The 6,562-nt window shown below is 65.7% G+C and carries 6 protein-coding genes, 1 pseudogene and 1 riboswitch; of the genes and pseudogenes, 2 read left to right on the plus strand and 5 right to left on the minus strand.

Features of this window, described 5'->3' with window-relative positions; genetic code table 11:
• Nucleotides 1-115: pseudogene (locus HP499_RS18740) on the minus strand (alanine dehydrogenase); the annotation flags it as partial.
• A 210-nt stretch (nucleotides 116-325) separates the two neighbouring features.
• On the opposite strand from HP499_RS18740, the gene HP499_RS18745 reads away from it, so the two are divergent.
• Nucleotides 326-1,540, plus strand: a complete 1,215-nt coding sequence (locus HP499_RS18745; RefSeq protein WP_172325682.1) for a CdaR family transcriptional regulator — start codon at nucleotides 326-328, stop codon at nucleotides 1,538-1,540.
• Between the two features lie 196 nt (nucleotides 1,541-1,736).
• On the opposite strand, the gene HP499_RS18750 is transcribed toward HP499_RS18745, so the two are convergent.
• Nucleotides 1,737-3,086 (minus strand): hypothetical protein, encoded by a 1,350-nt coding sequence (locus tag HP499_RS18750; RefSeq protein WP_172325683.1) that lies wholly within the window; start codon nucleotides 3,084-3,086, stop codon nucleotides 1,737-1,739.
• Nucleotides 3,087-3,088: 2 nt separating this feature from the next.
• A riboswitch (cyclic di-AMP (ydaO/yuaA leader) is annotated at nucleotides 3,089-3,233 on the minus strand.
• A gap of 246 nt (nucleotides 3,234-3,479) precedes the next feature.
• Here HP499_RS18750 and HP499_RS18755 point away from each other — a divergent pair.
• Nucleotides 3,480-4,544 (plus strand): ATP-dependent DNA ligase, encoded by a 1,065-nt coding sequence (locus tag HP499_RS18755; RefSeq protein WP_172325684.1) that lies wholly within the window; start codon nucleotides 3,480-3,482, stop codon nucleotides 4,542-4,544.
• 34 nt (nucleotides 4,545-4,578) lie between these two features.
• Here the strand turns inward: HP499_RS18755 and HP499_RS18760 are convergent, their stop codons facing one another.
• The 3 genes from HP499_RS18760 to HP499_RS18770 all read right to left on the minus strand — a co-directional run.
• Entirely contained in the window at nucleotides 4,579-4,842 is a 264-nt protein-coding gene (locus HP499_RS18760; protein ID WP_172325685.1) for a DUF6480 family protein, read from the minus strand.
• Nucleotides 4,843-4,954: 112 nt separating this feature from the next.
• The gene (locus HP499_RS18765) at nucleotides 4,955-5,713 is read right to left on the minus strand and encodes an alpha/beta fold hydrolase (protein ID WP_172325687.1); all 759 of its coding nucleotides are present in this window, start codon (nucleotides 5,711-5,713) and stop codon (nucleotides 4,955-4,957) included.
• Between the two features lie 47 nt (nucleotides 5,714-5,760).
• The coding region (locus HP499_RS18770) for a maleylpyruvate isomerase family mycothiol-dependent enzyme (RefSeq protein WP_309138423.1) at nucleotides 5,761-6,562 on the minus strand (802 nt) is incomplete at its 5' end.

Genomic DNA, 6,562 nt, shown 5'->3' on the forward strand with positions numbered 1-6,562 from the left:
CGCCGCGCTCAACCAGAACGGTGTGTCCGTGGGTGCGGAACTCGTGGACACCTGCGGCCGTGATGGCTACGCGGAATTCGTTGTTCTTGATTTCTTTGGGGACGCCGATGATCATCTGTGGGCTCCATCGTTAGCGGCCTCTTCGGCCGAAAAATGTGTTGCGGGCTGTGATTCCAGAATAAATCCGGCTGTGAGGCAGGCGACATGGACGCCAAGGTGCGGGCGCCGATAAACCCCGTAAATTCAAGGATCCTGCATCATTTGGCTCGACATTTGTCGAGCCATGGAGCGTCAGGTGTCGCCTGCTGTTGGTAAGCTCTGGAGGATGCAGCAAGACGTGGAGCAGATCGTTGAGCGGGTGGCGTTGAAGCTGGGCCGCGGCCTCTCCCTGGAGGACCTCGACGGCGTCCTCCTCGCCTACAGCTCCAACCAATCCCATGCCGACCGGGTCCGCGTGAACTTCCTCCTGAGCAAACGGGTCCCCGGCGATGTCAGCGTCTGGCAGCTGTCCCACGGCATCGCCACAGCGGTCCGCCCCGTTGTGGTTCCCGCAAACGAGGAACTGGGCATGTTGGGCCGCGTCTGCGTGCCCCTCCTGGTCCGCGGGTTCCGCGTGGGCTACTTGTGGGTCCAGCTGGACCTCGAAGAGCAGAGTGCGACGGCGATACTCGCCGAACTGCCCGGCGTGCGTGATGAGCTGGACTTGTTGGCGGGGTTGCTCCTTGACTCCAACACGGCAGAGTCGGAGTTCCGGCGGAGGCGTGAGCAGGAGTTCCTCTCGGCCTGCAGCGGCGAATCGAACGCAGTGGCTGCCGTGGCCGGATGGAAGGAAATCCAAGGCCGTGGTCCATGGCAGCTGGTGACCATCCTGGATGCGGACAGTGCGAGGTCCGACGTCGATCCCATTGCCGCGACCCTGACCCACCGCTCGGCCGCGCTGCAGTCCACCATCGGTGTCAATGCCGCGTTGTTCAGCGCCGGAACGGAGACGCACTCGGTGGTCCTGTTCCGCGAGTCCGGTGGGCGGGCAGACCATGCGCAGGTACTGGTGCACTATCAGCTGGAGCTCGCCAAGCGTGCCGGCCGTAAGGTGGACCGGGTGATCCTGGGAATCAGCGAGCCGTTCCAGGTCATCCGGCAGCTCGCGGGAGCGTACCGGCAGTCGAAGGTTGCGGCGCAGGCGGCCGCCGTCGATCAGCCCCTTGGCGAACTCGTGGACAGCCGGACGGTGGGCGTCTATCAGCTCTTCGACCGTCTCCTGGCGCCGGGCGGCTGGGATGACACCGGCTCAGTGCACTTCCGGACCCTGGAGGACCAGGACAAGAACGGCGAGCTCCTGCCCGTCCTGGAACTGCTGTATGACAGCGACGGTTCAGTACAGGACGTCGCCGCCAAACTTCACCTCCACAGGAGCAGCATCTACAACAGGCTGGGACGGATCCGCCAGCTGATCGGTGCTGACCCACTCAGCGGCTCGATCCGCCTCGAATTGCATGCCGCTTTGAAGGCCCGTCGCTGGGCGGGTCGGCCGCGGATCTGAGCGTTGAACCAAAAGGAGGCGGGCACCCGGTGTGGGTGCCCGCCTCCTTTTTGGCGTGTGCTGCTCCTGGTTCCCTACGAGCGCCTCAAGCGCTGGCAGCTCCAGCGGCCCAGCCGACGCCGGAAGGCGGCTGTGCTGCTGCTGCAGTACCGGCTGTGCCAGCCGACGTGGGTGGTGATGCGGGGAAGCCGGGTGCTCATTTGAGGGCGTCCTTTGCGGAGTCAAGGATCTGCTCGAGCGCAGACTGGGTGGGCGCCGGCGTGGTGGACGCGGTGGGCTTGCCCGTGGGGCGTGGTTTGGTGGTCTGCGTGGGGGTGGGAGTAGGGCTGGGGCTCGGCGTAACGGTCGGGGGAGTTGTTGGCGTCGGGGTGGCCGGCGGCGTGGTGACGGTGTCCGATGGCACATCGCTCGGAACCGGTGCCGGAGCCGGCGGTGTGGGGACCGGACTGGTGGTGCCCGGTGCCGCAGCGATGGTCGCCGGCACTGCGGACGGGACCCAGACGGGGTCAGCCAAGGAAACTTTCGGCGTGGGAACGGACGACGGCGACACTGGCGCCGGTGCCTCCGGAACCGTGGCCGGTTGGCCGGCCGCCGACGTCGCAGCAGCTGAGGCGGACGGAGAAGAAGCCCTGGAGTAGGAAGCGCTGGGGGCCGGCGATGCGGAACCCGAATTCCTGTCGGCGCCGCTGGCTTCCTGCGCGGGTGCCTCCTGGCCGAAGAACGGCAACTCGAGGGCCTGCCCCACGGTGCCGGCCGTCAGGACCAGGCCGAGCGCACCCGCCACCACGGCCATGCGCTGGCTCATGTGCTTGACCGAAGCCGCCTTCACCAGGACCGCCTGGGGTTCGCGTGTAAGCGACGAACCGCCCAATCCTGATCGGGAACCCGGCCCCGGCTGTGAACCCTGCCCGGAGTGTGAACCCGTGGTAGCGCCCGACTGTTGGCGAACGTCCTTCCGGCTAGCCAGTGAGGCCGATGCCGAAGCAGCCGCAGCAGCCGGGGCCGGGGATGTAGCCCTGGCCGGCGAAGCGGGGGTCGGCGCGGCAACGCGTGTCACGGGTGTGGTTGCAGGCTCCGGGTTTGCGGACACGATCGGGATGGCGGCTGTGGCCGGCTCGGACGCGGGCTGAGGGTTGGTGGGCTGCTCGGAGGCCTGAACGATCGGAATGGCGGCGGTGGCCGGCTCCGGGGTGGTGGGTTGGGGGTTTGCCGGCTGCTTGGGAGCCTGAACGATCGGAATGGCGGCTGTCGGAGGCCCGGGCGTGGTGGATACGCGGGCTTCGGCTTGCGCGGCCTGCTCCTGCTCGGCTGCCCGCTCCCGCTCGGCTGCCCGCGCGGCCGCCCGCGTGGTGGGTGTCGCGGCACTGGAGATGGCCGCAGTGGGGGTGTCCGGCGTCGTGCCTGAAATTTCGGGAGTTTCGGGTGCAGCGGTACTTGCCTGCACGCTGCTGGAGGATCCGCTGGGTTGGGCCCGACGGCGTCCGGTTGGCTTGGTGCGCTCGCCTTCAATTCGGGCGCGGCGCGGCTGATCCATGGTTGGGGACATGGTGGTTGCCTCTCAACGCCTTCGAGGTTAGCTGTCGGGTTCGGACGAGGCCGTCCGGCCGCCGTAGCGGCTTAACCCCAAGGACTTGGAAAAGTCCGGGAACTTGTGGGTCCCCCGCCTCTGCCGCGGGTCTGGCGGATTCCGGAGTGCGGCAGAGCTCGGCGTCATTCCGGAAGCGGCCCAGCGGAGATACGGGTCGCCCTACGACGGTACATGAGCAGGAAAGTAAAGTCACATTAATGTAACGGGCGGTACGTCTAACCAAACGGCAGGGTTCTATGACCTACGCTTCGGGGCTGGCATGGCGGGAACGCCAAGCACTGCAACCAACGCGAGCAAGATGTCCATGGCCTAACACTAGCTTCGGCGGGCACCTGCAGGTAGACATTGTCTATGGACCTGCCCGTGATGCCACCCGTCTCGCCCATGCTCGCCAAGTCAGTTCCGGCCATTCCTGATGTTGGGCACTACGAGCCCAAGTGGGACGGGTTCCGGACCATCGTCTTCAAGGACGGTGACGAGATCATCCTTGGCAGCCGCAACGAGAAGCCGATGACCCGCTACTTCCCTGAGGTGGTGGAGGCTCTCAGGAAGAACCTGCCGGACAAATGCGTGATCGACGGCGAGATCATCCTGATCGAGGGAACGCGGCTCGAGTTCGAGGTGCTTCAGCAGCGGATCCATCCGGCGGACAGCCGGGTGAGGATGCTGGCCGAGAAGACTCCTGCGTCCCTGGTTGCGTTCGATATCCTCGCGCTCGGCGACGAGAACCTCATGGATAAGCCATTCTCCGAGCGTCGGGCCATCCTGGAAAGTGCGCTCGCCAAGGCCAAGCCGCCCGTCTATGTGACTCCTGCTGTAACTGACCTTCAACGGGCGCAGGAGTGGTTCGTGCAACTCGAAGGCGCGGGCCTGGACGGCGTGCTGTCCAAGCCGCTGGATGGTGCGTACCAGCCCAACAAGCGGGTGATGTTCAAGACCAAGCACGAGCGCACTGCGGATTGCGTGGTGGCAGGTTTCCGCTGGCATAAGACCGCAAAAGTAGTTGGTTCCATGCTGCTCGGCCTCCACGACGACACTGGTCGGCTGCATCACGTAGGAGTGGTGGCATCGTTCCCCATGGCCAAGCGGGAGGCCCTGGTGGCTGAGCTTGAGCCCTACCAAGTGGACCTCGGTGAGCACCCGTGGGGCGAGTGGGCCAAGCAGGACGAGTCTGCCGGGGGTTCGCGCATGCCCGGCGCCCAAAGCCGGTGGAGCGCAGGCAAGGATTTCTCCTTCGTACCCCTGCGCCCCGAGCTGGTGATCGAGGTGGCGTACGACTACATGGAGGGGGACCGGTTCCGGCACACCACCCAATTTCGCAGGTGGCGGCCGGACAGGACCCCCGAGAGCTGCACGTACTCACAGTTGGAGGAACCGGTTGCGTACGATCTCGGCGAGATCCTGAGGTTGCCGTAGCCGTACTGCCTGGACGTTGAGCCGTGGCAGCTGGTTACTCTTCGTGCCCTTGGTCGCTGCTCATGCTGCCCTCGGCCGGCGGGGTTTCTCCCGGGGGTACTCCGCCGCCGGGTTCCAAGCCCGTGACGTTGCCGTCGAGGGGGTCGGGGTTGGCGGAGGCTGCGGGATCCTCGTCCTCGTCCTGGCGCATGTCGGGGTCCTCGTGGATGCTGTCGGCATCGGACGTAGTGTCAAACGGCCCGGTTGCGCCGCTTGCGCCGAAGCCCTGGGTTTGTTCATTCGAGTCTTTGTCGGTCACGATCAGCCCTTTCGTAAGCAAACTTACTAATGCGCTTGCTTTGTCAGCCTAGCCGGGAGCAGCTGACTCAACAACCGGGCCCAAGCCGGGCACCGGCGTCGTGCGTTGATACTTAGCGGTTTGGCGACGTGGCGGCGACGAAGGTCGTAATGGCCTCGGCCACGGCTTGGGGACGCATGTGTTGCGCCACGTGCCCCACCCCCGGGATTTCCACCAAACGACCCTGCGCGACTACCCGCGACAACCGCAGCGCCCAGTCGGGCCCTGCCACATGGTCGCGGCTTCCACGCAGAATCAGTACCGGCACCTGTACTCCGGCCAGCCGTTTCTCCGTGGGGTAACCCATCATGACGGGAAGCTCCGTGAGGTACCAGCGTGGACCACACTTGAAGTAATCAGAGATGACGATCCAGTTGGACGATGGGCTCTCCCGGAGCAATCCGTCCAGGAACAGGGCCAAGGACTGCCGGCGAACGTTCTTGTGCCGGGAATCCACCACCGGACCCATCAGCACCAACTGGCTGATCTGCTCCGGAGCATGCAAGGCCGCTTCAATGGCAAACTGCACGCCCATCGAGTGCCCCACCAGCACGTAGGACTCTATGCCGCAGGTCTTGAGTGTCTCCGCAATGTACGCGCCGTAATCCTCCACGGACAGCTGGCGGCCAGGCTTGGGCGTACCGGCAAAACCGGGCAGGTCAAGCGAATAGACAGGTGCACTCGCGGCCAGGACTGCATGCAACCGTGCCAAATACCTGTGCGATACCCCAATGCCATGAATCAGGATGTACGCAGGCTCGTTCCGGGGCTCTGCGCCCGGTTCCGGGGGAGGCGTGCCTTCGGCCCAGAGAATCCGTCCCGTCAGGCCCATGACGTCGACGTCGGCGGACTGCAGGGTTGCTGCCTTGGCCCGCGGGTTCACTGGGTGCCCACGCGTTGCAGGAACACTGGAGCCCCCGGCCCGCTCACTTCGGCGTGCCCGATCGGACGGCCGGACACGGCAAGCAGCAGGGCCATGGCCGAACCCTCAACAGTGGGACCCTCCCCGTGGTCAAAGGATGCGTCAGTAGCCACCAGGCGCCAGCCCTCGGCCACCTCTTTGCCTCCGCCCATTTTGGTGGTGGTGCGCACCTGGTAGTGGAGGGCTGTGGCGACATGAGCTGCCGGGTAGTGACGGCGCAGCCCCAGCGGGCGGCGGATGTCCTCCCCGTGGACGAAAGCTTCCACCAGCCGGGTGGCCAGTCCTGCAGGCGGCCCCGATGTCCGGGAAACCACAGCCTGCAACTGGACCAAGGTCTTGGCGGGGTCGAGGGCTCTTTCGCGCTCGACTCCCACGGCGTTGTCTCGGTCGAAATCCATCCGGGCGGCCATCATGCGGCGAATGAAACCGAGGCGAGTGGTCTTGGCGCTGTCGATCACGTGTGCCAGGACATCATGGACGTCCCAGCCAGGGCACAGCGAGGGCGTCTTCCACTGGGAGGGCTGGAGAGGTTCAAGATCCCGGATCAGGGCACGGCGTTCCTCATGCACTACGGGCCACACAACGGAAGGGGAGGTCAGAGCCATACCGCTATTGAACCCCATGGCCCGGTCCGTGGCGCTCTCCGGCCCGGCGGTTCCGGGAAGACGTGTACCGTCCGCGTTTCCCTTGAGCCACCGGCTACTCCCTGGTGGCGTCGTCGGATTCGCTGGGGTCCGCCGCCGGTTGCGGAGACTCAGG

Origin of the sequence: Paenarthrobacter sp. CM16 (assembly GCF_013179505.1) — a bacterium.
GTDB lineage: Bacteria > Actinomycetota > Actinomycetes > Actinomycetales > Micrococcaceae > Arthrobacter.